The organism is Pseudomonas sp. LBUM1645 (assembly GCF_059716185.1).
Map to the genome: position 1 here is coordinate 2,712,024 of NZ_CP166811.1, position 25,906 is coordinate 2,737,929.

19 protein-coding genes and 1 pseudogene are annotated in these 25,906 nt (G+C 55.9%); 14 read left to right on the top strand and 6 right to left on the bottom strand.

All coding sequences use genetic code 11. The annotated features are described in order from the left end of the window. Window positions 1-29 precede the first annotated feature (29 nt). On the bottom strand, window positions 30-944 hold the full coding sequence (locus ACA079_RS12135) for a LysR family transcriptional regulator (RefSeq protein ID WP_497703667.1): 915 nt from the start codon (window positions 942-944) through the stop codon (window positions 30-32). Window positions 945-1,095: 151 nt separating this feature from the next. Here ACA079_RS12135 and speB point away from each other — a divergent pair, with 151 nt between their 5' ends. The 4 genes from speB (at window position 1,096) to betA (ending at window position 7,082) form a co-directional block, all read left to right on the top strand. Next, entirely contained in the window at window positions 1,096-2,100 is a 1,005-nt protein-coding gene (gene speB, locus ACA079_RS12140; protein WP_497704313.1) for an agmatinase, read from the top strand. Between the two features lie 27 nt (window positions 2,101-2,127). Then, on the top strand, window positions 2,128-3,636 hold the full coding sequence (locus ACA079_RS12145; RefSeq protein ID WP_497703668.1) for an aldehyde dehydrogenase family protein: 1,509 nt from the start codon (window positions 2,128-2,130) through the stop codon (window positions 3,634-3,636). Between the two features lie 186 nt (window positions 3,637-3,822). Then, entirely contained in the window at window positions 3,823-5,391 is a 1,569-nt protein-coding gene (locus tag ACA079_RS12150; protein WP_497703669.1) for a purine-cytosine permease family protein, read from the top strand. A gap of 2 nt (window positions 5,392-5,393) precedes the next feature. Continuing rightward, window positions 5,394-7,082, top strand: a complete 1,689-nt coding sequence (gene betA / locus ACA079_RS12155; RefSeq protein WP_497703670.1) for a choline dehydrogenase — start codon at window positions 5,394-5,396, stop codon at window positions 7,080-7,082. A gap of 88 nt (window positions 7,083-7,170) precedes the next feature. Here the strand turns inward: betA and ACA079_RS12160 are convergent, their stop codons facing one another. Then, the gene (locus ACA079_RS12160; protein WP_497703671.1) at window positions 7,171-9,456 is read right to left on the bottom strand and encodes an Orn/Lys/Arg family decarboxylase; all 2,286 of its coding nucleotides are present in this window, start codon (window positions 9,454-9,456) and stop codon (window positions 7,171-7,173) included. 2 nt (window positions 9,457-9,458) lie between these two features. Next, complete coding sequence (potE, locus tag ACA079_RS12165) at window positions 9,459-10,862, bottom strand: putrescine-ornithine antiporter (RefSeq protein ID WP_497703672.1); 1,404 nt, start codon at window positions 10,860-10,862, stop codon at window positions 9,459-9,461. A gap of 184 nt (window positions 10,863-11,046) precedes the next feature. Between potE and ACA079_RS12170 the strand changes: the two genes are divergently transcribed. Further along, window positions 11,047-11,376, top strand: coding sequence for a hypothetical protein (locus ACA079_RS12170; RefSeq protein ID WP_415773924.1), 330 nt, complete (start codon window positions 11,047-11,049; stop codon window positions 11,374-11,376). Window positions 11,377-11,478: 102 nt separating this feature from the next. Here the strand turns inward: ACA079_RS12170 and ACA079_RS12175 are convergent, their stop codons facing one another. Continuing rightward, window positions 11,479-12,195, bottom strand: a complete 717-nt coding sequence (locus tag ACA079_RS12175) for a glycosyltransferase family 25 protein (RefSeq protein WP_497703673.1) — start codon at window positions 12,193-12,195, stop codon at window positions 11,479-11,481. Between the two features lie 315 nt (window positions 12,196-12,510). On the opposite strand from ACA079_RS12175, the gene ACA079_RS12180 reads away from it, so the two are divergent. The 6 genes from ACA079_RS12180 to ACA079_RS12205 all read left to right on the top strand — a co-directional run bounded on the left by ACA079_RS12180 (window position 12,511) and on the right by ACA079_RS12205 (window position 18,755). Continuing rightward, on the top strand, window positions 12,511-13,164 hold the full coding sequence (locus tag ACA079_RS12180) for a peroxiredoxin (protein ID WP_497703674.1): 654 nt from the start codon (window positions 12,511-12,513) through the stop codon (window positions 13,162-13,164). A 551-nt stretch (window positions 13,165-13,715) separates the two neighbouring features. Then, entirely contained in the window at window positions 13,716-14,213 is a 498-nt protein-coding gene (locus tag ACA079_RS12185) for a hypothetical protein (protein WP_497703675.1), read from the top strand. 459 nt (window positions 14,214-14,672) lie between these two features. After that, window positions 14,673-15,230 carry a polysaccharide biosynthesis/export family protein gene (locus ACA079_RS12190; RefSeq protein WP_415768510.1) on the top strand — a complete coding sequence of 186 codons (558 nt, stop codon included), beginning with the start codon at window positions 14,673-14,675 and terminating at the stop codon, window positions 15,228-15,230. Between the two features lie 86 nt (window positions 15,231-15,316). Further along, window positions 15,317-16,372 carry a hypothetical protein gene (locus ACA079_RS12195; RefSeq protein ID WP_497703676.1) on the top strand — a complete coding sequence of 352 codons (1,056 nt, stop codon included), beginning with the start codon at window positions 15,317-15,319 and terminating at the stop codon, window positions 16,370-16,372. Window positions 16,373-16,392: 20 nt separating this feature from the next. Further along, window positions 16,393-17,955 carry a GumC family protein gene (locus ACA079_RS12200; protein ID WP_497703677.1) on the top strand — a complete coding sequence of 521 codons (1,563 nt, stop codon included), beginning with the start codon at window positions 16,393-16,395 and terminating at the stop codon, window positions 17,953-17,955. 68 nt (window positions 17,956-18,023) lie between these two features. Next, window positions 18,024-18,755, top strand: a complete 732-nt coding sequence (locus tag ACA079_RS12205; RefSeq protein ID WP_497704314.1) for a CpsD/CapB family tyrosine-protein kinase — start codon at window positions 18,024-18,026, stop codon at window positions 18,753-18,755. 44 nt (window positions 18,756-18,799) lie between these two features. Here ACA079_RS12205 and galE read toward each other — a convergent pair whose 3' ends face one another. After that, window positions 18,800-19,777 carry a UDP-glucose 4-epimerase GalE gene (gene galE / locus ACA079_RS12210; RefSeq protein ID WP_497703678.1) on the bottom strand — a complete coding sequence of 326 codons (978 nt, stop codon included), beginning with the start codon at window positions 19,775-19,777 and terminating at the stop codon, window positions 18,800-18,802. 201 nt (window positions 19,778-19,978) lie between these two features. Between galE and ACA079_RS12215 the strand changes: the two genes are divergently transcribed. From ACA079_RS12215 to ACA079_RS12225, 3 genes and pseudogenes are all read left to right on the top strand, one after another. Then, the gene (locus ACA079_RS12215; RefSeq protein ID WP_497703679.1) at window positions 19,979-21,625 is read left to right on the top strand and encodes a phosphoethanolamine transferase; all 1,647 of its coding nucleotides are present in this window, start codon (window positions 19,979-19,981) and stop codon (window positions 21,623-21,625) included. A gap of 174 nt (window positions 21,626-21,799) precedes the next feature. Beyond that, window positions 21,800-22,217, top strand: a pseudogene (locus ACA079_RS12220) (transposase domain-containing protein); the annotation flags it as partial. A gap of 60 nt (window positions 22,218-22,277) precedes the next feature. Then, a complete protein-coding gene (locus ACA079_RS12225) occupies window positions 22,278-22,895 on the top strand; it encodes a hypothetical protein (RefSeq protein ID WP_497703680.1) in 618 nt (205 codons plus the stop codon). 385 nt (window positions 22,896-23,280) lie between these two features. On the opposite strand, the gene ACA079_RS12230 is transcribed toward ACA079_RS12225, so the two are convergent. Continuing rightward, entirely contained in the window at window positions 23,281-25,905 is a 2,625-nt protein-coding gene (locus tag ACA079_RS12230; protein ID WP_497703681.1) for a glycosyl hydrolase family 5, read from the bottom strand. Between the last annotated feature and the right edge of the window lies 1 nt (window position 25,906).

Genomic DNA, 25,906 nt, shown 5'->3' on the forward strand with positions numbered 1-25,906 from the left:
ATGAGTATGACCGGCACTCGCCGTGTCTGTCAGGTGTTGCCGGTGGTGCGCGAACAGGCGGCCAGATCCTCAAGGAACGCCTGAAGAATCGGCGGCGGGGCAGTGCCGCGTCGGGTGATCACGTCGAACGGCGACATCAGTTGCAGGCTCGTAGGCGCCAGTTGGTGCATCTCGCCGGTCTTGACCCACTGAGCGGCGAAGTGCATCGGCAGAAAGCCCAGATAGGCGCCGGAGATCAGCAGAATCGCCAGCGCTTCGATGTTGTCCACCGTGGCCGCAGCCTTGCTGACGCCCAGGTGTTCCAGGTCGTATTGCTGCATGTAACCCCTGACCACAATCCGGCTTGCGGCAATCTCTTCGAGCAGTTCGTCGCCCTCGGTCTTGCTGCCATACAGCGGATGCCGCCGTCCGCAATACAACCCCAATGCTTCCTGATACAGCGGTGTGTGCAACAGGCCCGGAACGTGAATCGGGAAATGCCCGATGGCCAGGTGCAGTCGGCCGTCGAGCACGCGTTCTTCCAGTTCTGCGGGGGTGCCGACGTACACGTTCAGGTGCACATCATGCCCTCTGGAGACGAAGCGCTGGGTGGTGCGCGGCAATGGAGAATCGGGGTCGGTAATGGTGGTGTCGATGATCCCAAGATTGAGTTTGCCGCTGATGTGCTGCTTGAGCACGTCAGCGTCCATGCAGAAATTTTCGACTGCCGAGAGCAGACGCTGAGTGGCTTCGTGGATCGCCACGCCTTGCTCGGTCAGGCGAAAGCCGCTGCGCCCGCGTTGACAGAGTTTGACCCCCAGCCGGGTTTCCAGATGAGTCATCTGTTCGCTGATGGTTGACTGGCCGGCATTCAACGCCGCCTGCGCGGCAGAGAAACCGCCGCACCTGACAATCGTGGCAAACACCCTGAGCAGTTTCAGATCGACATCGTGTAGCTGGATCACCTTGAACCTCCCGCGTGTGGATGCATCGGTAATGCCGATATGAGTATCTGATGTTTAGCATTTTTTCCACGAAAACCTGCGCCCATAGTCATTCCAACGGCGGTCACCTTCCAAGTCCGCCAGCTGACAACAAGAATTGGAGATGCCTGAAATGTCGAACAACGGTTATGAATCCGGTCGCCTGAACCTGCCATTCGTGGGTCACTGCACCTTTGGCAAATCCCCGGTGTGCACCGATTGGGATGCATTGGATGCGGACGTGGCAGTCCTCGGCGTGCCCAACGACATGGGCACCCAGTGGCGTTCCGGCGCACGCTTTGGACCACGCGGCATTCGTGAGGCATCGACCCTGTTTTCCTTCGGCCATGCCGGCGCCTATGACCACGAAGATGACGTCATGTACCTGACCGCCGCCGACGTGCGCATGGTCGACGTCGGTGACGCCGATATCGTGCACACCGATATGGTCACCAGTAACGAGAACACCGAATACGCCGTGCGCAAGATTCTGGATGCCGGTGTCATGCCGGTTGTACTCGGTGGTGATCATTCGGTTCACGCCCCGGTGATCAAGGCGTTCGAGGGCCGCGGCCCGATCCATATCATCCACTTCGATGCGCACCTGGACTTCGTCGACGAGCGCCACGGTGTTCGCTACGGCCATGGCAACCCGCTGCGCCGCGCGTCCGAAATGAACCACATTGTCGGCATGACCCAGATGGGTATCCGCAACGTGTCGTCGTCCAATCGCGACGACTATGAAGCCGCCAACGCGGCCGGCTCGAAGATCCTTTCGGTGCGCGATGTACGCCGCCTCGGCGTCGAAGGTGTGCTGGCGTTGATCCCGCAGAACATCAACTACTACATCACCATCGACATCGACGGTTTCGACCCGTCCATCGCCCCTGGCACCGGTACCCCAAGTCACGGCGGCTTCCTCTATTACGAAGTGCTGGAAATCATCCAGGCCCTGGCCAAACGCAGCCAAGGCAACATCGTTGGCATGGATCTGGTCGAGGTTGCACCGGTCTATGACCCTTCCGGCATGACCTCGATTCTGGCAGCGCAACTGCTGCTCAACAGCATCGGTTTCATCTTCCACGAGCGGGCTAAAGCTCGGCAAGTCACGGGCGAAACCACCACGGCCACGGCGTGATCTGACCGCCGCACAGAGGGTATGAACATGGACACGATCGTTAAGCAGTATTTGCAGAAATTTGGTGTATCCGAAGCCACCCAGACCTTCCTCAGCAAGGTTCAGAAAATGTTCATCGGTGGCGCCTTTGTCGAGGCCAGCGACGGGCAGACATCCGATGTTATCGAACCGTCGACCGAGGGCCTGATCACGCGTATTCCGATGGGCACCACCGAGGATCTGGATCGCGCTGTTCAAGCCGCCCGGGCACAGTTTGACGGTGGCGCCTGGCGTCAGGCCAAACCGGCAGAACGCGAACGGCTGATGCAACGCCTGGCGGACCTGATTCAAAGCAACGCCGCCGAACTGGCGGAAATCGAATCGATCGACATGGGCAAGTCAGTCGCCTTCGCGCGGGATGTCGATATCCAGGGCACGGTCGATACGCTGCGTTACTTCGCCGGTTGGGCGACGAAGCTGCATGGCCGAACCGTTGAGCCGTCGTTGCCCGGCAACTACCTGGCCTATACGCGCAAGGAAGCGGTAGGTGTGGTCGGCGCCATCGTGCCCTGGAACTTCCCGCTGCAAACCATGGCCTGGAAGCTCGGCGCGGCGCTGGCAACCGGTTGCACCGTGGTGGTCAAACCCGCCGAACTGACCTCGCTGTCGGCCTTGCGCTTTGCCGAGCTGGTGAAGGAAGCCGGCATCCCGGACGGGGTGATCAACATCGTGACCGGACGCGGCAGCGTGGTCGGTGCGGCCATGGCCACGCACCCCGGTATCGACAAACTCACCTTCACCGGCTCGACCCCGGTCGGCCGTACCGTTGGCCGCGCCGCGCTGGACGAAATGAAGCGACTAACCCTCGAACTCGGAGGAAAATCACCGGTAATCGTATTGGCCGATGCCGACGTGCCGGCCGCCGCCCAGGCCATTGCCAACGGCGTGTTTTTCAACTCCGGTCAGGTGTGTGATGCCGGTACTCGCGCCTACATTCATCGCAGCGTCTACGACGAATTCCTGCGTGAATTGATCGCTTACACCCGCACGCTGAAAATCGCACCGGGCCTGGATCCAGACTGCTTCATCAGCCCGTTGGTCTCGGCGTTGCAGAAGGAGCGAGTGACCGATTACATCGAAACCGGCAAGCAAGAGGGCGCCGAACTGGTCTACGGCGGCCAGCCTGTCGAGGGCCCCGGCTTCTTCGTCGAGCCGACCATTTTTGCCCATTGCCGCAACGACATGCGCATCGTCCAGGAAGAGATCTTTGGTCCGGTGCTGGTCACCGCACCGTTCGACGATGAAGAAGAGGCTTTGGCCCTGGCCAATGACTCGCCTTACGGCTTGGCGGCCGCACTGTATTCCAATGACCTTGGAAAGGTGCACAGCCTGATCCCTCGGCTGAAAGCGGGTTCGGTCTACGTCAACGCCCACGGCACCCTCGACCCGTCGATGCCGTTCGGTGGCTACAAGCAGTCCGGGTTCGGCAAGGACCTGGGCGCGGAGCAGCTCGATTACCTGCTCGAAACCAAGGCGGTCTGGATCACGCTGCCCTGAGGTTCACAGGAAGTTAAGCGTGACACGGAATCTGTGGCGAGGGAGCTTGCTCCCGCTGGGTCGCGAAGCGGCCCCAAAAAAGGGAATGCTGCGCATTCCAACGGGAGCAAGCTCCCTCGCCACAGGGGCGTCCACCCAAAAGAACGCAGTTATCTCGTCATGATCTTCCAAAAATAAGAGTACATCATGAACATTGACGCCAAAGCCGCCCCAAGCGTGTCGCTCCTCGACGACAAACCTATCGTCGAAGGGCATTCAATCGATTTCATCCCGGAGAGCGAGCGCACCGATAAACTGTCGAGCCAGGGCCCGTTCTGGTTCCTCGGCAATTTCACCTTCTTCACCATGACCATCGGCTTCGTCGGCCCGAGCGTCGGCCTGACCGCGCTCTGGACCACACTCGCCGGCACGCTGGGCATCATGTTCGGCACGCTGTTCATGGCGTTTCACGGCTCGCAAGGTCCGCACCTTGGCCTGCCGCAGATGATCCAGTCCCGTGCGCAGTTCGGCTATCGCGGTGTGATCCTGGTGCTGCTGGCGACACTGTTTGTGTTCGCCGGTTTCAACATCGTCAACCTGGTGTTGATGATGCAGGGGCTGCACACGCTGTTCGGCTTCAACCCCGCGGTGATCGCGGTGGCGGTGACGATACCGGCGGCCGTATTGGCGATCCTCGGGCATGACTGGATGCATCGCAGCTTCAAATGGGCGTTGTACCTGTCGCTTCCGCTTTACGGCCTGGTGACGTTGGCGGTGCTGATGGGATGGGTTCCCGACGCAGCTGTGCCGGTACTCGCGGCCGGTGAAGTGGCCCCGGCGCCATTGGGCTTCAACTGGACCGGTTTCATCGCCCAGTTCGCGGCAGCGGCGAGTTACAACATCGCTTACGCCCCGTATGTGTCCGACTATTCGCGTTACCTGCCGAAGAACACCTCCAGCGGCAAACTGATCGCAGTGGTGTTCCTGGGTGCCTCGTTGTCCGGCGCATGGATGATCTCTGTCGGTGGCTGGCTGGCCGATCACCTGCATTCTACGGATGTGCTGGTGGCCCTTGGGCAAGTGGGCAACACGGTGTCGCCGCTGATGGGGACCGTGGTGGTGGTCGTCACGATCCTGGCGTTCCTGCCGGTCATCGCCATGAACATCTACAGTGCGAAGCTGACCACGCTGACCTGCGTCGACTCGATCAAGCACATCGAGCCGACCCGCAAGGCGCGCATCCTGGCGGTTGGTTTCGTGATCCTGCTGCAACTGGGTGTCGCGCTGAGCATTCAGAGTTCGGGTAAAGGACTGTCAGTGTTGGGCATCTACCTGGTGGTGATGCTGTACTTCCTGGTGCCCTGGACCTCGGTCAACCTGACCGACTACTTCTTCGTCCGCAAGGGTCGCTACGCCATCCCGCACTTCTTCATGCCCCACGGCAACATCTACGGCAGCTGGGGCCTGCGCGGCATCGCGGCGTATGCCATCGGCTTCATCTCGATGATCCCGTTCTTCTACATCTACGACGGCGTTGAACAGCGTGAGGTCTATGTCGGCCCGCTCGCCAAAGCGCTCGGCAGCATCGACATCGCCTGGCTCGTCGGGCTGATCGTGTCGGGGCTGGTGTACTACTGGTTCAGCCGCTCGATCGACCTCAAGCGCGAAGAAATCGTCATCCAGCACATCGAAAAAACATCCCCGCAATACACCACCGGCGACACGTTGACCAAGCCGTCGTTGCCCGTTTTCAACAAATCGGCGGTCCGGAGATAATCATGGCTACGCAAAAGTACGACTACATCATCATCGGTGCCGGCTCGGCAGGTTGTGTGTTGGCCAACCGCCTCAGCGAAGACCCAGCCACTTCAGTTTTGGTGCTGGAATTCGGCGGCAGCGATCGCAGCGTGGTGATCCAGATGCCGAGTGCCTTCTCGATCCCGATGAACACCAAGAAGTACAACTGGCGCTACGAAACCGAGCCGGAGCCGTTCCTCAACGGACGTCGTATTCACTGCCCAAGGGGCAAGGTGCTCGGTGGCTCATCGTCGATCAATGGCCTGGTGTACATCCGTGGCCACGCCTACGACTTTGACGAGTGGGAGTCCCTCGGTGCAGAGGGTTGGGGCTATCGCAATTGCCTGCCTTACTTCAAACGGGCCGAGCACTACGAGGAGGGCGGTGACGGCTATCGCGGCGGCACCGGCCCCTTGCACACCACCAACGGCAATCACATGAAAAACCCGTTGTACGGGGCCTGGGTCGAGGCCGGCGCAGAAGCGGGTTACATCAAGACCGAGGACTGCAACGGTTACATGCAGGAAGGTTTCGGCGCGATGCACATGACGGTGAAAAACGGCGTGCGTTGCTCCACGGCCAACGCTTACCTGCGTCCGGCCATGGGACGTCCGAACCTGACCGTGATCACCCATGCGATGACCCGTCAGATCATCCTTGAAGGCAAGCGAGCCGTCGGCGTCATGTATGACCACGAAGGCCAGACACACCAGGTTTATTGCAACCGTGAGGTGCTGATTTCCTCGGGGCCGATCGGTTCGCCGCACCTGTTGCAACGCTCCGGTATTGGTCCGGCCGAGGTCCTGCGCAAAGCCGGGATCGGCGTCCGTCATGATCTGCCGGGAGTAGGGGAGAACCTGCAGGATCATGCCGAGGTGTACATCCAGTTCGGCTGCAAGGAACCGGTGACGCTCAATAGCAAAATGGACCCGCTGAGCAAGTTGATGATCGGCCTGCGCTGGCTGTTGTTCAAGGACGGACTCGGCGCCACCAATCATTTCGAGGCCGGTGGTTTCATTCGCTCGGACAAGGGCCTGCGCTGGCCGGACATTCAGTTCCACTTTCTGCCCGCGGCCATGCGTTACGACGGCAACAAACCGATCAAGGGCCACGGCTTCATGGTGCTCACCGGGCCGAACAAACCGAAGAGTCGCGGTTATGTTCGGGTGCGTTCCGCTGACCCTTACGAACATCCAGAGATTCAATTCAACTACCTGCAACGCGAAGAAGACCGCGAAGGTTTCCGCCGCTGCATCCGCCTGACTCGCGAGATCATCGGTCAACCGGCGATGGATCGCTTCCGCGACGGCGAGATCGCCCCCGGGCCACAGGTGAACACCGACGAAGAAATCGACGCCTTCGTGCGTGAAAACCTCGAAAGTACCTACCATCCCTGCGGCTCGTGCCGCATGGGCGAGGACGAGATGGCAGTGGTTGATTCCGAGCTGCGTGTGCGGGGCATCGCGGGTTTGCGGGTGATCGACTCGTCGGTGTTCCCGACCGAGCCAAACGGCAACCTCAATGCACCGACCATCATGCTGGCCGAGCGGGCTTCCGATCTGGTTCGTGGGCGCACCATGCTGCCAGCGTCCGATGCGCCCGTCGGGCTTGTCCAGGATTGGGAAACCAGCCAGCGATCATCGTTGCCGGGACGCAATGTGAGGGTTTGAACCCGACGGGTTAATCGCTTAGGAAACATGTAAAACGGGCGCCTTCAGGGCGCCCGTTTTTTTCTTCGCAGCACGTACAGGCGTTAACTCATTTCAACACCAGCAAGCTATAAACCCCGCCCTCGCTTTCGATCCCATGGGTGTCATGGGTGAAACCCGGGAAGGATTTGTCGAAGGCTTCCAGCGCCTTGAGATACGCCAGCAACGGCCCGTCCGCAGGCCCGGCATTTTCACCCGGCATCAGCAATGGAATGCCCGGTGGATACGGCACGATCCCGGTCGCGGCGATACGCCCGGCGGCTTCTTCGAGTGTCACCCGTTCGATGTCGTTCCTGACCAGTTTTTCGTAGGCCTCCACCGGGCTGAATTCGGCTTTCGGCAGTGTGCCGAACGCTTGGGCCATGTTGGCGGTGGTTTTGTGTTTCTTCATGGCAGCGAAGATTTCATCGGCCAGGTCCTTGAGGCCCATGCCGGCGTAACGAGTCTGGTTGGCGGCCAGCAGATCCGGCAGGCACAGTTCCAGTTCGACGTTGTCGTCGTAGTCGCGTTTGAAGTCGAGCAGGGCATTGAGCAAGGTGCCCCATTTGCCTTTGGTGATGCCGATGGAGAACAGGAACAGGATGGTGAAGTCGGTGGTTTTTTCGACCACGATGCCCTGACGTCCCAGGTAGGCCGTGAGCACACAGGCCGGGATGCCCGAGTCGAGCAGGTTGCCGTCGTCGCCCATGCCGGGGCTGAGCACCGAGACCTTGATCGGGTCGAGCATGCAGTAGCCTTCTTCGATGTCGCCGAAGCCGTGCCATACCGCGTTGGGATGCAATACCCAGCAGTTCGGCTCGGTTTTCAACAGCACGGGGTCGACTTCATGGAACGGCACGGTGGCCGCGCCAACCTGCACGGTCGGCGGCTGCCAGCAGGTAAAGAACCAGTCATCCTTGCTCAGCATCTCGTTGTGCATGCGCGAGACGACCTGGCGGAAACTGATGGCTTCTTCGATCGATTCGGTGGTGAGGATTTGCCCGCTGGGCGCTTCCATCATTGCCGAGCTGACGTCGCAGGAAGCCATGATCGCGTAGTTGGGCGAGGTCGAGGCATGCATCATGTACGACTCGTTGAAGCGCCCGTGTTCGATCGGGTTGCGGCCGTTACGCACGTGAATCATCGAGGCCTGGGACAGGGCGGCCAGCAACTTGTGGGTCGACTGGGTGGCGAACACGGTCGGCTTCGAGTCGTCGTGATCGTCCGGGCTGCCGTGCATGGCGTGGCGCTCGCGGTACAGCGGGTTGAAACGCGCATAACCGTACCAGGCTTCATCGAAATGCAGACGATCGACGCTTTGCCCCAGCAACTCTTCTACGCGAGTGACGTTGTAGGTCAGGCCGTCGTAGGTGGAGTTGGTGATGATGGCGTGGACGGGTGTCGGGTCGATGCCTTGCTTGACCAGCGGGTTGCTGGCGATAGCGGCTTTCACGCCTTCGGCGCTCAGGGTTTGCGGCAGGATCGGGCCGATGATGCCGTAGCGGTTGCGGGTCGGCACCAGATAGGTCGGAATCGCACCGGACAGGGTCATCGCATGCTCGGCGGACTTGTGGCAGTTGCGGTCACACAGGGCGATCTGATTGCGCGTGACGCTGGCCATGAGGATGACGCGGTTGGACATCGACGAGCCGTTGGTGACGTAGTAGGTGCGATGGGCCCCGAACACTTTGGCGGCGTAGCGCTCGCCCTGGCCGATGGGGCCGCTGTGATCGAGCAGCGAACCGAGTTCACCGACCGAGATCGACAGGTCGGAACGCAGCAGGTTCTCGCCAAAAAACTCGTAGAAGGCGCGCCCCGCGGTGCTCTTCAAAAACGCTGTGCCGCCGGCATGTCCAGGGGTGTGCCACGAGTATTCATAGGTTCGGGAAAACTTCACCAGCGCCCCGAACATGGGGGGCAGTGCGGCTTGGCGATAACGCTCGATGGCCGCCAGGATGCGCCCGCTGAGAAAGCGGCTGGTGTCCTCGGGCAGCCAGATGAAGTCGTCGGCGTGCTGCATGACCACCAATGGAATGTTCGACGCGGTGCTGCGGTCGCTAATCAAGAAAACCGGCACCCGGGTGTTGCGCTCACGCAGGCTGACCAGCAGTTGGATGCATTCCTCATGGCCTTCGCTTTTGTCCATTTCCCAGCTGAGCAGCACACATTGAATGGCCGGGTCCGAGCGTAGGATCGACGTGGCGTCGCTCAGGGTTTCCGACGCCAGTACGCGGACGGCGCGTTCCTCCACATCGTTGATCAACTGATCCAGGGCGCGACCAAAGACGGTGCGCTTGTCCGGCGGGCTGCTGACCAACAGCGTGAGCATTCCGAGCGAATGTCTATATTCCGTCATGATTAAGCCTCCACTCTTACTGCTTGCAAGTTATTGACCGGCACCGGCTCGCCCGTGATGTGCTGAGCGCTGACGGTCTGTGTCGGTACGCTGTTATTGAGCGCTTCGAGACGGATCAGGCGGTTGTTGACGAAGCCAAACAGCGTGTAACCGAAGATGGTCGCCACGCCGCCGAGCATCAGCGCCTGCGCGCCCGAACTGTAGAGCGCCAGGTAGCTGTAAGCCGCCGCCACCCACGCAATGATGTTGGTTATCAGCGCCGTGCCCGCCGGAACGTTGGAGACCTTTTGAATGGTCATCAACGCAGCCATGGAGAGGATGTAGGGCACCAGGTTGGTGACCACCGCGAGGTTGACGAGAGTGTCGAACTGTTTGCTCAGGTCAGGGCTGATGGTGAGAAAAGCCAGCGCCGTCTGCACTGCCAGTAGCACCAGCATGCCGACAATGGGTGTTCCGGCCTTGTTGGACTTGGCAAAGATCGACAGGAAATAGCCGGTGTCCGCGGAGCTTTTGTAGACCTGAGCGATGGTGAATTGCCAGCCCAGCAGCGAACCGATGCACGCCAGCACCATCGCGGCCATCACAATGTCGCCGACCATAGGGGTGAACATCTTGGCAAAGACCAACCCGAACGGTGCAGTGGAGGAGGCCAGTTCCGGGTTATCGACGATACCGGCGATGACGTTGGTGGAGACGATGTAGATCACCGCCGCACCGAGGGTGCCGCCAAGTACCGCAATCGGTACGTTCCTCTCCGGATTTTCCACGGCATCGGTGTTGGCGCACGCCGACTCCAGGCCGAGGAATGCCCACAAGGTGATCGCCACCGATGCACCTGCGGCTTCGAACCAGCCCATGTTGTGCGGGTTCCAGCCGGCGGCGTAGACACTGCTGTCGAACCAGAACCAGCCAATGGTGGACACCAGCACCACCGGCGCTATCACCCCCCAAACCGTAATCGCACCGATCCGGCCGGTAATCCGCGCGCCGCCGAAGTTGGCGAAAGTGGTGATCCACAACAGAGCGATGGTCGCCAGACCCACTTGCAGTGAGCCCAGTTCAACATGGAACAGCTCCTGGATATAGCCGACCGCGGTAATACTGATCGCCACGTTGGCAATCAACAGCGAGAGGCCATAGGTGTAGTTCGTGATGTAGTTGCCCGCCTTGCCGAAGGTGTATTCGGCATAGCCGCCCATGCCCCCGGTCTTTCGGCTGAGCATGCCGCAGCGCGCAAAGGCATAGGCCAGCGCCAGGGAGCCAGTGGCCGTGATCAGCCAGGAAAGGATTGAAATACCGCCGACTTCGGCAAGTTTTGTGGGGAGCAGCACAATGCCGGAGCCCAACATGTTGACGGCTGTCAACATCGTCAGTTGCCCCACTGTCATTTTCTTTGCGACTGACATTCCGTTGCCTCATTCGTTGGCGGGAGAGAGTGTTAGCTATAGCAAAGGATTGAAATGCCGCAAGAAATGTCCGTAAGGCACTGGAAAAACAGGCTATAGCTTAGTTAAGGCATTTTGCTGGCCCCGAAGTCCGAAGATTTTGACCAAAATCAATTTATTTTCAGATAGTTGGGATCGAAAGCAAATGCGGAATGTGATGGTTGCGTTGATTTCGTTAGGCCTGGCGAGCGTTGCTGCCTCTGTCCAGGCCAAAGAACTGGCATCGAATGATCGTTACCTTTGCAGCTGGGGCGCAGGTACCGCGGCGAGAGCCCAGGAACTCAAGCTGTCCGGGGTTTCACTGTATGCAGCGCGGCAGAAGTTACGTACCTACAAGTTCAGCAAGCCGTGGATGCACATGATGGCGATGGGCATTACCGAGCAGACCTATGACAGTAATTCGCGGATGAAGCCCGCAGCCCTGCGCGAGAGCTTCTACGAGGAGTGCGTCCGGTACAAATTGGCGCGTAAATGAGGAGGGCGGTCCGCCACAATCACCCGGACACGGCTCCTGCGCCGTGCCGGGTTGGTTACGTCAGGCATTGGGTACTTCAGACCTTCCCTGATAGAGAGGAAACTATCGGGTTCTTCTCAGGTTTTTTGCCTTTAACCTCCTGAGCATACCTATTACCGGCCGCAGGAGAGGCACCCTGTCAAAGATGGAAAGCTCATGCAGGTCCGTCCGCGAGGGCCTTTGATAGCCACAATTCCAGGTGAAATAGTAAGCCAGAATTTCTTTATTCTTATGAATAAGCGTATTGAGAGCAGCGTCATAATGCATCGGACCTCCGTCAGGATGTCCCGGTGGCCGCTCCAGAATCTGGAATAAAAAATCCCTCAATTTCCCAAAGCATTTTCCGTTTACAGCATAGAAATGGGCCAGATGTATTGGCCGGTCGACTGCTTTCCAAGCGGGCAAGTTTGAATTTTCTTCAAACGGATGCCCGAAATAGACGATGTCCCACTCCATACCTTCCAGAGACTCGATCGCCGCTCTCCCATATTCAGAAATATGTCTGGAAAACTGTATGTCGTCCTCCATGATCAAGATGTTTTTCAAATTCAGGCGCATTGCCTCTTCCAGCACCCCCAGATGACTCAAAAAGCAGCCTCTGACCCCGACGCTCGGAAAGCCATTTCCCTCACTGGGCGTAACAGCCTCAAAAAAGCCTATTTTTTCATCATCAATGTGAAAGCCGTTGCGAGTGAATTCTTCGACTGTTTCTAAACGGCGATCCTTTCGTGACGAGATATTGATGATTCTTACTCGATCAAAATATTCGATCACATTCATCTGTCAGTCCTTAGCGCAGACAATCAGGGCAGTTGGATTGGGGAACCCGCAGATTTCGGAAAAAATCGTACGTAAACACTGCCGACAGGAGGCAATCCCTTTCGTCTTCTGGGTTGTGTTCGTTTTCTCTATCGACCCCGAATTGCAGTATAGGCAGCATTTCCGGATGAAGTTTCAGTCTCGTAAATCGGCGTGCAGCACCCGTTCGAGAGGAGGGCGCCAGCCCTTCGGCGGGGTGCAAAGCGAAGTCTTCAAGGTCTCCTATACTGGATCGTTCCGATAGTTTCCCTACCCTTCACAGCGAGGAGAACGCACATGACCATTCGTATTGGCGACGAAGCACCGGATTTCACCGCCGAAACCACCGAAGGCACGCTCCATTTCCACGAATGGATTGGCGACAAGTGGGCCATCCTGTTCTCACATCCGAAGGACTTCACCCCGGTCTGCACCACTGAGCTCGGTTATATGGCCGGGCTCAAGCCGGAGTTCGACAAACGCAACACCAAGGTTGTGGGCCTCAGCGTCGACCCGGTCGGTAACCATCAGACCTGGGCCAAAGACATCGAAGAAACCCAGGGCCATGCGGTCAACTACCCCATGATCGGCGACGAGAATCTGGTGGTGGCCAAGCTCTACGACATGATTCACCCGAACGCCAGTGGTGGCGCTCGTACTGCCGTGGACAACGCCACGGTGCGTTCAGTGTTCATTGTCGGCCCGGATAAAAAGATCAAGGCGATGCTGGTCTACCCGATGAGTGCCGGGCGCAATTTCGATGAAGTGCTACGGCTGCTCGATGCTATTCAGTTAAACGCCAAGCACACGGTTGCCACGCCGGTGAACTGGCGTCCGGGTGAAGACGTGATCATTCCTACGTCGGTATCCGACGACGACGCAAGGAAGAAGTACCCGGATGGCTTCAAGACGGTGAAACCTTATTTGCGTACGGTGGCGCAACCGAAGTAATGGTCAGTCATTCATCCTGTCTTCAATCGCGATGCCTTTTACGCGCATTGCATTGATCTGCTCGGCGCGGGTGCCAGGGAGGTTGAGCATGGCCGCCCTGGCGCAGCGCCGAGACTTCTACAGTGTTCAGGACTGGGAATGCTCGGGAAGCCTTTACCTGGCATGCCGTCTTCATGCGTCAAAAACTCTCGTCAGCCGGGTGCTATCAGAAAGTTGCCGATAAACCCCGCCTTTACAGGCGTCGGCGGCGGTCGAGCCCATGCCATTGCCCAGGTCCTCGTTGCCCGGCGCAAGGCGCTGCGCCGGGTCGTCAGCTAGCATCCTGATGCGGGCTGACGCCCATGCGTGAGGCTATTTCACATAGATAGAATTCACTGGGCTGATGTGCTTGTTGTGGCGTTATTTTGACGCCATCCTCCCTAAAATGAAATTTCAATTTATTGTTGTGACGAGCTATTGACGTAATGGCGATGTGCTTATAGGCTCAATTTAGCCGAAACAGATTCCTTCAACCGACAAAAGAATAACCCCCTACGCAAGGAGGCGGTGTTATGCGCTCAACACTTGTCATTAAATTCGTGTTGTTGTCTGTGATCCTGAATGGTGCAGCCGTTGCTAGTGCTCAGGCGACCAGTTTGGCCTATGAAATTAGTCGCATAGGCAGCGCTTGCGAGGAGTTAGGGCCTCAACTTTGTACGGCTCTCAAAGAGCACACGGGTGGCGCACTGCTTACCTTTGGAAAGAGCCTTGGCTTGCCTTCATTGATCACTGATATTTACGTCGATGATGCCCATTCTGCGAAAGTTAACAGTGTCATTCATCACGCTGACTCGGGCGTCGATGTCTCCGTCAATTCTTCTTCGCGTGACGGATTAATGGCGGCGGTTGACAATAAGCCATTCAAGATTGATTCATCTCTCCAGGATAAAAGTCTGGTGGGGGTATCTGATATCAACCAACCCAATGCAGTACCGCTTTCTGCGGCAGCATGGTTATTTTCTTCCGCCTTGTTTGGTTTTATTGTGGTCGCCAACCGACGGAAGATATAGGTGGTAGTTAACGTTTTTGGCAGTAAGGGTTATTTAGATAGTCACTCTGGTGGCTGGGTAGATGCACAGATTTATGTATTGTTTTTGCGGATGATGTCTGTCTTGCAATGATACTTGGTTTGTAATGGTTGATATCAGTTAGTTGCGCTGGCAAACGTAATCATAGCCAGGTTGACAGTGTCGCAGTTGAGCTGGCTCAAGCGGGCCTGGTGTAGTTAATATTGGCGCGAAATACATCGGGGGTGGCTTGCTTGCTCCAACCTATTGTTAAATAACACTATTTTGCTGTTTTGCACTAACGTTCCGGTTTCAGGTGTGTTGCATTGGCGGAATTGACCGCCCAGAAGCTCAAGGTGATTGCTGTTTAGTAGTTTCTTTGGCGTGAAATAGGCTAGAGTCATTTGACTAGGTTTTTTTGTTCTAAACTCCTTGCATGGCTACTTAGACGGAGGGATCCCGATGTTCCGTTCATTGATACCTGTGCTGTGCGCGCTGGCCGTTTGGCCCAGCATTTCCAACGCCGTCGAAAACGACCCGACTTACCGGCTGAGTCCGGGAGATAACCTTTCTGTTTCCGTGTGGGGCGAAGACAAGCTCAAACAGGATGTACGCGTACTCCCCGATGGCAGCATTACCTTCCCGCTGGCAGGGCAGGTCAATGTCTCGGGGCTTGATGCCTCCGCTGTCGCGAAGCTAATCGCTCTCAAGCTTGAGGCTTTCATACCTGATCCGCAGGTGAGCGTTGTCGTCACCGGCACCGAAGGTAATCTCGTCTACGTTCAGGGCAAAGTGCTGAAACCCGGCAGCGTGCATATGTCAGGTCAAACGTCAGTGCTGCAGGTAATAAGCATGGCGGGTGGGCTCGACAAATTCGCCGATAAAGACGACATTAAGGTCGTTCGGCTCAATGGGGCTAGACAAGAGATCCTGCGCGTCGACTATAGCGAGTTGATGTCAGGGAAAGACATGACCACCAATTTTCTACTTAGAGCCGGCGATACGCTGGTCGTGCCTTAGCCTTGCGCGAGGCACTAGGGATTACTTTGCTTGGATTTCGAACTACCGGGGTTGCGACGGCAATCCTGGCTTTGTCGTGTTCGGACATGGCCTATGCTGCTACTTGGCAATCAGCTATTGCAGTGCCTTCGACGGTCGAGTACGACAGCAACCCACTGCTGCTCACGAGTGGTGAGAAGGGGGTGACCCGTACCATCATCGCCCCCGATTACAGCCTCGTGGGTACTTCCGGACGGGATGAGTTCCAGTTCGGTCTCGGGGTAAATGTCGTGCGTTCGTCGGATACGTCCATCGTTTCGGACCGTGAAGACCCCAGGTTAAGGTTAGGGTGGCAGCGTGAGACCGAAACGGGTGCTTTTGGACTCACGGCCAGATATGAAGAAAACTCTACGCTTTCCACGGTGGTTCAGGAAACCGGCGTAGTTGCCTCCGATGGCACGCAAAAGATGTATGTGGTGGGCGGCAACTGGAGCACTGCTCTCAGCGAGCGAAGTACCCTGGTTAACGAGACTGACTACACTCATGTCACTTACGATGTCGATACACTGACCGACTATGACGAGCTGGCGACCCGCTTCAGCTGGAACTATGCATGGAGTGAGCAGGTCGAGCTGTTCACCCGTTTGAGCATAAGGCGCTATGAACCGGAGGAGGGGTCTGCGGTGGCTTCCTCAAACAGCTACACCCCCACGGTCGGCTTGAATGTCCAACTCTCCGAGCGGCTTAAGGGGACGGCCTATGCGGGTCTCAACCAAACCTCCGGTACAGATAGCGGACCCAAAGGCCAGGGCGGTTTAATGTTGCAATATGCCGGTGAGCGTATTGATACCAGCATCGACGCCAGTCGTAGCACTCTCGCCAGCGGGGACGGCGGTTTCGTCGAGGTTGATGCCTTGAGGGGGACATGGGGTTATGCCATCGATGAGACCCGGCGCACCGGTTTCGATGTCTCCTGGCAAGACTCCAAAGGCCGGACGCCTAATACCCTGCAAAATTACAGTGCCTGGTTTAGCCAAGAACTCTCGCCTTTTTGGATTGCACGCCTATCCTACACATACAAACAACGCCAGCAAGATGGCTTGCCGGATGCCACTGCAAACGTCGTCGGGCTGACGCTGACTTATAGTTATCCCGGTCTCTGACATTCAGCTGTGTGAGAAATATGGCCTCTGACTACGAAATGTCGTTCAACGACTACCTAGCTATCATCAAGCACCACGCCCTGCTGTTGATCCTGAGTTTCGTGGTCATACTCGGCGTGTGCATAGCGGTAGCGATCTCTCTCCCGCCTACCTACGAGTCATCCGGCACCATTCTGGTGGAGTCTCAGCAGATTTCGCCAGACTTGGTGGCGGCCAACAACAATACCTTCGCCGATGAGCGCATCGAAGTCATTCGCCAGCGCGTGATGACCCGTGAGCATCTGGAAGGGATCATCAACAAATACAATCTTTTTGCTTCGCAAAGTCGGCAACTGAGCGTTACCGAGAAGATCGAAGAAATGCGCAATGCGATTGTGGTCTCCCTGGTCAGTGCTGCCGTCAAGGGGCGCGGAGAGGTGACGATTGCTTTCCGTCTTTCCTTTGAACACAGGCAGCCAGAGATTGCGAACAAAGTCGCCAAGGAACTGGTGACGCTGTTTCTGGATGAAAACATCAAGCAGCGCACCGAACGCGCCAGTGAAACGACAGAGTTCCTGACGCAGGAGGCGGACAAACTCAGGGTGGAACTGGAAGCCCTTGAGAACCGGTTGGCGGACTTCAAGCAGGCACACAGCAACGCGCTGCCCGAGCATCAAGAGCTGCGCATGAATATGTTGACGCGCGCCGAAACCGAGCTTAAAGAGGTCGATCGTGACTACAAAACTGCCCGTGAGGAGTTGCGCTTCAATGAGTTGGAGCTTTCCGCCGCGAATGCCGGGCTAGCGACCAAGCCTGGAGCACCCGGTGCGGCAGTTGATAAACCACAGGATCTGGCTAGCCTCAAAGCGGAATACACTCGGTTGCAGTCGCTGTATACGCAAGCCCACCCCGACGTGCGTGCCGTCAAACGCAAAATTGCTGCACTTCAGGCTGGCAAAGGTGCTGATGGTGCAGCGGCTTCGGTCAATCTGGACGTTGCAAAGGCCCAGGCGCGGATCTCCGCAGCAGAAGCACGTATCAAGTCCCTGGCCGATCAAAAGCAGCAAATACTCGGAAAAATAGCCGAATACGAAGCACAAATTCTTGAGACGCCGCAAATCGAGCGCGGCTTGGTCACGGTGATGCGTGACCATGATAACGCTCGTAAAAAATATGAGGAAATTCGCACGAAGGAAATGAGTGCGAAAATTTCCGAAAGCCTGGAGCAGGAAAACAAAGCCGAGCGTTTTGTTCTTCTGGAGTCACCGCTGATGCCAGAAAAGCCAGTACGGCCGAACCGTAAAAAAGTGGTTGCCATGGGCTTCTTGCTTGCCCCAGTGGGTGCTGGCGCACTGGTGATGCTCCTCGAGATGATGAGTCAGCGTGTGCGCGGTGCCCAGGCCTTGGCCAGCGTGCTGGGTAGACGCGTATTGGTTTCCATTCCCTACATTCACACCAAGGCTGAACTGGCACGCCGCAGGAAGTGGCGAATGCTATTGATCGTCTGTGGAGTCGCGATAATGGCGATCTTTCTGGTGCTCCTGCACTTCCTCTACATGCCTCTGGATCTTCTGATATTTAAAGCTCTGGGCCGGTTTGCATAAGGAATATAGCCATGGAAATGTTCAATCCCGATACCGAAAAAACCGAGCAACAGACCTCGTCAAAAGCCATGACACCGACCGCGCAGTCCACAGGTCTGAATGCACTCAGTTATGTGCAAACCAAGGTTGTACCTTTGCGACCAGATCACCTTGAGCGCAACCGCATTGTGGCTTACAACAAAAATTCGAATGTGGGCGGGGCATTCGATCTACTGCGTACACAAGTGCTAAAAATCATGGAAGAAAATGGCTGGCGCACGCTCGCCATCACCTCGCCGACTCCAGAGGCAGGCAAGACGGTGTTGGCTATAAACCTGGCAATGAGTATCGCGCATCACACGACCAAGACGGCATTACTGGTGGACTTCGACTTGCGTCGTCCGAAGGTGGGTGAGTATCTGGGTCTGCCGATGGATAAATCGCTTAATGAATTGTTGGCAGATGAAGCTGAACTGCAAGAAGTACTGGTCAATCCGACCTTGCCGCGATTTGTGGTCCTGCCAACGCGTGAGCCGATTCCTCTTTCCACCGAGGTGTTGTCATCGCCTGCGGTGAGCCATTTGATTGCTGATCTGCGCGAGCGCTACAACTCACGCATCGTGATTTTCGACTTGCCGCCGTTGTTGAGTTCGGATGATGTGATTAACGTCCTGCCCAGGTTCGACTGCGTCCTGCTTGTTGTCGCTAATGGATTGAACAGCAAGAAAGAGATCGAGGAAAGCCTGCATCATCTTGGGACCGCCAATCTGATTGGCACGGTGTTGAACAAAGCCGAGCCCGAAAACCGCTCTTACTACTAGAGCATCACCCGCAGGAGATCGGCGCTATTGGCTAGCGCCGACGGTCAGTGCCAAGGGTACTTCTGCTCCCAGCTCCAGGCGTGCGCCACTATCTGTTCAAGTGAGCCAAATTGCGGTTGCCAGCCAAGTAATGTGTTGGCCCTGCGGGGATCGGCCACAAGGCGTGGTGGATCGCCCGCGCGACGTGGCGCTTCGCTGACAGAGATATCCTGGCCGGTCACGTGGCGCGCGGTATCTATCACTTGCTGTACTGAGAAACCTTGACCGTTACCGAGGTTGAACGCCGTGCTTGCACCCCCTGCCAGCAAATAATCCACGGCAAGCGCGTGAGCGGCAACGAGGTCGACAACGTGGACGTAGTCGCGAATGCAAGTGCCGTCAGGCGTGTCGTAATCACGGCCATAGACGGTGATGGTTGCGCGCCGTCCGGAGGCGGCTTGCAGGATCAGGGGCAGCAGGTGGGTTTCCGGTTCATGGCGTTCACCTAACTGTCCTTCAGGGTCTGCTCCGGCGGCGTTGAAGTAGCGCAGGCAGACCGATTTCAGCCCGTAGGCGCGGTCGAAATCTTCAAGCATCTGCTCCACCATCCACTTGCTGCGTCCATAAGGGTTGATCGCGGCCTTGGGATGCTCCTCGTCGATGGGTACATACACCGGGTCGCCGTAGACGGCTGCGGTCGAGGAGAAAATGAAGTTTTTAACCCCGGCGCGAACCATCGCCTGGAGCAGCGTCAGGGTGGCGGCGAAGTTGTTTTGATAGTACTTGGCAGGTTCAGCGACGGATTCGCCCACCTGTATAAAGGAGGCGAAGTGGAACACGGCATCGAAGTGGTGGTCCGCAAACAGGACGTCCAGCGCCTGTTCGTCGGCTATGTCCAGTTCGACCAATGTCCCGCCCCTCAACGCGCTGCGATAACCCGTTGAGAAATTGTCTGCCACCACAAGTTCGTGACCTGCACTCAGTAGCTGCTTCACCATGTGCGAGCCGATATAACCCGCTCCACCCACCACCAAAAATTTCATCCTGATCTCCGATTTCCTGGGCGCTATTGCTGTGCAAGCGCAGATTGCAACGTGAGTGCGATCCGTCTGACCATTAATAGCCGAGACTCACTACGTTTGGAACGCCAAAGGAGAGAATATTTCGAACAAGATACAGCGAGCGCGCCAATTGGAGCTACCCTCTGAGGAGGCATATGGGTAACCCGCGAGAATAATTATCAAATGAAAAACTCTGCCAAAGTTATCGATTACTCATTAAAAATATTTAAAGCAGAATGGCCAAATTTAGTGTTGTGGTCATATCTGTTATCGCCGTTGATTGTTAGGACGCTAACAAACTATCAATACTCTAAAATTGATTTACTGGTCGTTTACACCCTTGGCATGTCGGTGTTGTGGCTTTTGGCAATTAGATTTATTTCATCCAATCAATTCAAGGTTCACCTCATTCTACTGCCATTCTATTTGATAGCAGCTATTGATCTCTTTTTGGTTTTGAATTTCAACTCGAGATTAACAGCTGCCTATATATTTATTGGCTTGACAAATCATCAGGAGGCAAGCGAATTTCTACCGACCTATTGGCAGCCCATCAGTATAGTTTTGGTGATTTTCATATTTTGCTACGGGGTTGGATTAATTGGCCTGCATAAGCGCGAATTATATAAAAACAAAGGTATTTTTGTTTTGGTTGTCAGCGCCTTGCTAGTGGGGTATGGGGCGTATTTTTATAAAACCGTCAAACTTAATTCTTTCGGGAAATCTGCAGTCATGGATCTGCTTGCAAAGGATCAAAGTACTCCAGCAGGTTATTTGTCGCAAGTTGCCCTTACTGCAAACTTGTATTTTGGGACGGAGGAGCTGATCAAGCGCCGTCGGGAATCTGATGTAAAAATAACCAGCCTGTCGGATCAGTCAAATATAGAAACCGTTGTTTTTGTAATCGGTGAGTCATCACGGCCGCAAAACTGGTCCCTCTACGGTTATAACAAGGAAACAACCCCAAATCTCGGCAAGCAGGCGGGGCTTTTCAAGTTTAATCAGATCTGCACGACAGCCCCCTATACCTCGTTTGCGGTTCCTTCAATGCTGAGCCTTGAGCCTATATCGGATTGGGACGCCATTGCGTCAACCAAATCATTGGTGGGTATATATCGCGCAGCCGGGTACATGACCTATTGGCTGTCTGTACAGGAGGTTGATAGTTTTGGCGGAATAATTCCACAAATAGCTGCAGAGGCACAATACCGTCAATATTTTGAGAGAAGTTATGATGGCGCATTGATTTCAGAATATGAAAAAATACTAAATAAAAGCGATACACAAAAGAAAGCCATATTCATTCATGTCAAGGGTAGTCATTTCGAGTATTCACGTCGGTACCCGGAAAATTTCGATAAATTCAAGCCTTCAACAGGCAGCTTCAAAGACAAAATTACCGCAGAATATGATAATAGTATTTTATATACGGACTGGCTATTGAGCGCAATTATTGATCAATTGAAGTCAAGCAAAAAACCATCTGTCTTGTTTTATTCATCGGATCATGGTGAAAACATGATGGATGACAGTCGAGGGCTCCTGGGTCATGGAATTGGCAATAAATATGACCTCCCGGTCTCGGCATTTATCTGGGCATCCGATAATGTTTCAAGCCAGCAATCGCTCAAGCTTTTAAAGTTGAAGGAGAGAGAAAGTCAGAAAGTCAGCGTATCCTCCTTGCCCCATACTCTTTTAAGTATCACAGGGGTTTTAACGAGCAAGTATAAAAGCTCGGATGATTTATTAAGTGATGATTTTGTATCGTCGAAATGTCCACATCTGCTCGGCGCAGGCTATGTTCCATCGTTTGATTTTGACGCCCTTTAAATAGCCCTCGCGGAACAACGCCGCAAGGCGTTGTTCCATCAGGTTGACTTCCTGATTTCAGGTTGCTGAATTTGGAATGGCAATGAATTCTGGACATTTGATTTCTTGGAAGTTTCTCCGTACCCGTCCGGTCAAGTCATCTACCCAGCCCTTCAAAGCCCAAGTTATCCAAGAGTGCGCCCAGCCCGGGGCATGAGAGATGAGGATCGCTGGTGAATACAGCAGGTAAAGGCAGCACCGATAATCGAAACGCTGCATGACTGGATGCTGGCCCAGAGTGAACTTGTGCCCAACGGATCAGCAACGGCCTTAAATGCTGGATAGCGCTGACACGCTTCCTGAAGGATGGGGCAGTGCCCATCGACAAGTCGAGAACCCAATCCGGCCGTGGGCACTTAGGTGCTCAAACTGGTTGTTTGCCGGGTCGCTACGCAGCGGAAAACGTGCGGCGGCGATTATCAACTTGATCCAATCGGCACGCACGAATGGGCACGATCCGTATGCCTATCTCAAAGATGTGCTGGCGCGGCTGCCGGCGCAGCGGGCCAGCAAGATCGACCAGCTACTGCCTCATCAGTGGATGTCTGCATAAGTCACACGGACGCCTGTAAGCTTACAAGAGCGTAATGAATTTTGCAGAGTAGTCAGAACGATGATTTTAGTTGTCGACGGTATCAGCGCTAGCGGGAAAACCACCTGGTGCGCAAAGCATGGAGGGCAACATGTCATTCCCGAAAATGGACGTTTCAAGGACGAGCCGGATCGACTACAAGACCCAGTCGGAGCGGCAACTTTCTGGGCAGAGCGAAACGTAGATCGATGGCAGGCAGCACTCGCCATGGAAGAAATGTCTTCATGGGCTTTGTGCGACAGCGACCCGCTCAAGCTCCACTACATTTGGAGCCTCTGGCAGATCGGCGAGGCAAGCGAACACGACTGGCGATTGGAGTTGGCGGCTACACGAGAAACGATAGCCGAAAGGCGGATTGGCTTCGCTGACTATTACATTGTTGGCAGCATCGATCCGCAGCTCGCGCGACAGCATGCTCAAGCAGACACGAACCGCCGACGAGGTAGATTCGAGCTACACGTGCGCCTCCAAACCGCTCTTTTGAACTGGTACTCAGCCATCGAAAAGGTACTTCCCGGCCGAGTGCGATTCAGTTTTCCTTCAGAAATGCCGACCTTGAAAAGCCTTGATGGAAGATATGCGGTAGCGGCCTTTGATCAAATGATCGCATCGCTTCCACAACCTACTCACAACTCTTAGCGAGACTGAGAGTTATATAGCAGGGGAAAGCGGATCGATGTGAGAGCGCCATCCGCTTACGTTTCTACGAGGTAGCGAAGGTGCACCCGCAAGTTCAGGTTGCCCCAGGCCGCCGATATGTTTGTAACCGCGCCATAAAGTGCAGCAGGGTTTTATTTATCGTGGCATCTCTGGCGTGCAGTTCCACGGCAGTAAGGCTTCAAAGTCCTCTCACGACACAGCCTGTGGCAACATCATCCAACGCTCCTGGGAGCTATCGATGTGTAGGCGCAGATTGCAATGTCAGCGCAATCTGCCAGACCATTATTTTAAAATAGACGGGCTGGTTATTGGCTCGCCGGCGTGCGTGATGATGCTGTATTGGCAGGGGTGGGCTGCGCATGGCTTAAGGTTGTGCTTGCGTGACGTCTTTTCTCAAGAACAACCAGTTCGACGCCTGCAAGCCGTCAAACTTGATTGTATAGCGGCCATCAAGGTAGGTCGCGGGCAGCTTCTTCATTTGCTGCAGAATGCCGTGGGTGAACAGTGTCAAGCCTTGCGGCGCCTGGATGGTTAGCGTGCCCTCGAGGGGCTCAACGTAAAAAGGTATTTTGTCGCCGTCCTGGGGGATGGCACGGGTGCCTAACGAAATCAGTAAATCCTGTGATCGGCCCAAAGGCGAGTCGTCCAGGCTTTGCACCACCACACTGGCGTTGGCGGTCTTCACTTGAACCTTAATGTTGCCAAGGCTGATCGACTCACCGCCGATCCAGCCGGTAGCGGCCTGGGTACGCGGTGTATTGATGGTGTAGATGCCTTGTTTCCAGTTGCGCTTTAGCTCACCCGTGTCTGTCGTGGACTCGATGGCATTGGCGTCCAGCAGCGACTGGTCAGGGTCATGAAATTCCTGTGCATTGCTTGGGATAACGCTCGGTTGCAACCAAGGCAATTCCGGCGTCTGTGGCATCGCGATTTCCAGCTTGCCTTTCTCCATGGCTGTGCGCAGGAGAGCAGAGCTGGCCGGTGTGATCATTTGGTTGAACAGGGTGGCTGGCGTCGGCGCGAAGACGTAGGTCGTTGTTGCTTCGCGTACGTCTGCACGGCGATAAAGCAAGGCGGCGGCGGGCAGGGTGGCCAGCATTGCAGGGTCGTTATAGGCGTGCCAGTTGTTGGCACTCATCCCTTGGCCCCCCAATGGCTCCTGGCTGTAGGCATATTGCATCAGTGCATCCCAGCCTTGGTGGCGGGCGGTGCCGGCGATATAGAGTGGCAGCGAATGACGGTCTGGTATCGGGAAGGGCTCATTGTTCCACTCGGTGACGGTCAAGGGTTTGCCGATGACCTGGCCGGCGGCAATCCAATTCACTATGCCGTCGCTGTAGAGCGGGTTTTTCTCTATCTGTCCCGAGCCACCGTAGCTATGCACATCTATTACGTCGCCGGCAGTAAGGGCCGGCAGGGAGTTCAGACCATTGCGGCCCCAGCTACTGGTCGTGGCGATGGGGACCTTCACGCCTATTCCACGCAGGTGTTGAATCATGTCGACGTTGAAACGTCGCTCCAGATCGTTGAGGAACATCTTGGAGGGGCCTGGCTCCCAGGAGCGCCAGGTCTGGTCTGCAGACAGATTGTGCTGTTTGGCAAAAGCCTCGGCCTCCGCCATATAGACGCGGTTGTGCTTCGGCAAATTCTTGTCTGGCAACAGGGCGTTGCCAAAGTGGTTGGTGACGTCGTTTTCGTTGGTAATCAGTACGGCGGCGATCGCCGGGTCGTCTTTGTAGGCGAGACCGGTGTAGCTGTTTACATGGGTCAGGTAGGCTTCGGCAAAGCGCTTCATGGCTTTCTGAATGGTGAGATTCACATAGGAATAGCCCTTGAGATAGGTAAAATTCTGCGCTTCTTTTGGCAACTCATCGAAGCCATAAATGTTGTCGTTTTCAGTAAAGACTCGCTGGACGTGCAGATCGAGCCACACATAAATGCCTTCGTCTTTCAGGCACTTGATCCACCAGTCGATTTTTTTCTGCGATTCCGGGCTCAGTTGCTGGGTGCTGCGCGTGACCCTGCCGTCGCCAAAGATGTTCGGCAAGACCCATGGCGAGTCATGGTGGTGCAGTCGAACAAGATTGAAGCCCAGTGCCGACAGGCGTTTGGCCTGCAGCTTGATTGCATCGTCTGACGTTTGGAACAGCGTGTAGGCCGAAAGGTTGGTGCCCCAGAAACGCGCCGCCGTGTTGTCCGCAAATAGCAATTGCTCGCCGGAGGCTTTGATGAAGCCGCGCTTGCCTGCAGGTTTTTCCTGAGCGTTGAGAAAGGACAGGTCGACCGGCGAGGTTTTCCAGTCGAGCTTGTCAGTCGGCCAGCTCTTTGGGTCCGACAGCCCGAAGCGCTCGGTAGTGGTTGGGCCGATCGCTACATCGCCAGAAACGCTCAAAGTGGCGGTGAAATCCAGGCGGCCAGGTTTGATCGTGTTCTTGTAGAAAAAAGCACGCACCTCGGATTTACTGCCCGGTTCTAAGTACACACTCGCCAGTGCGGGCTCGAAGCGCATTTCGATGCGTCGCCCTTGTGCATTGCCCCAGGTCCAGCCGCGGTTGTCGGGTAGCAAAGTGGGCTCGCCCATTTCTCCAGCAAAAAGAGCGGGGTCGAATTCGAAGACGATGCCGCCACCTGAAACGCCCGACTTCCCGCTGTGTGCATCCACGGAAAAGTTCCAGGTCAGCTTTTGCTCGTCTTGCTTCTGAATCTGCGCAGTCAAGTCGAAATCCAGCGCTTGGTTTTTACCTGCAAGGGAGTATCGATAAGGGGTATTTACCTTGAATTCGGTCTGCAAATACGTCCAGTCCCAGTTGCGCCCAAAGAACGAGAATGTCGTAGCAATTGCCGGACTGCCTCCACGCTCCATCATTGGCAGGCCGTTGCGCTCATCCACACTGACGACCCAGTCCGACGCCCAGGTACGAAGCGGCCAAATAGCAAAAAACAGCAGTGGCAGGAGCAGTATCCGGGGGCGACGAAACAACTGGACCATG